Annotated in this window: 1 protein-coding gene; it reads right to left on the reverse strand. The window is 44.3% G+C overall.

All coding sequences use genetic code 11. The features are described 5' to 3' along the window. Window positions 1-1,013, reverse strand: a 1,013-nt coding sequence (locus tag A3775_RS24680; protein ID WP_197480152.1) for a calcium-binding protein, incomplete at both ends; no start/stop codon positions are given.

Here is a 1,013-nt window from a genome sequence, read left to right on the forward strand (position 1 = left end):
TGTAAAAGTTTTGAACTGAGTAGTTGGAGGTGCGATTTCGGCAACAGTGATGTTGGTATTGGCAAGGGCTGGCTTATTCGATAGTTGAGCAATTCTGACTTGTGCAGCACTACCATTACCATCGGCATCAAAGAATAGATTACCTGTAGATTGGTCATAAATGAAGCGATCGCTTGCCGTGGTTGCACTTGTCCCCAATCGGAATACACTCGCATCCAACACACCCACGCCTTGACTCAAACCAAACTCCGCTTTGGAAAGGAGGATTTTGTCATCGGCAACATTGAAATCGGTGATGGTATCAAAATCACCAAACAGGGGAAGACTTAATTGGAAATTATCCTTACCAGCACCACCAGTTAAGGAATCACTACCTCTACCACCAATCAGGGTATCGTCACCATCATTACCATGCAGGGTATCATTACCATTGTCACCTAAGAGGCGATCGTTACCTCCTAACCCAGAAAGCCAATCATTGCCAATACCGCCTGACAATACATTCGCCGCCGAGTTACCAATCAGGACATTATTACCACGGTTACCAGTACCGTCAATAGTATTGTTGCCTGTGAGTGTTAAATTCTCCAGGTGATTGCCCAATTCCCAACTGATAGTAGAGATAACTGCATCTGTACCACCATTTTCATGTTCAACGATGGTGTCTTGTGTATTGTTGACAAAGTAAATATCATTGCCACTACCACCTACCAAACTGTCTGCGCCAGCACCACCATCTAGCCAATCGTTACCAGCATCACCATACAGAGTGTCATTACCAGTATCACCTAATAAGGTGTCATTCCCTGCGTCACCATACAGACTGTCATTACCAGTACCACCTAATAAACTGTCATTCCCTGCGTCACCATACAGACTGTCATTACCATTATTGCCTGACAATACATTCGCCGCCGAGTTACCAATCAGGACATTATTACCATCGTTACCAGTACCGTTAATGGCATTACTTCCTGAAAGTGTTAAGTTTTCTAGGTGATTGCCCAATTCCC

Origin of the sequence: Anabaena sp. 4-3 (assembly GCF_001597745.1) — a bacterium.
Classification (GTDB): domain Bacteria; phylum Cyanobacteriota; class Cyanobacteriia; order Cyanobacteriales; family Nostocaceae; genus Trichormus.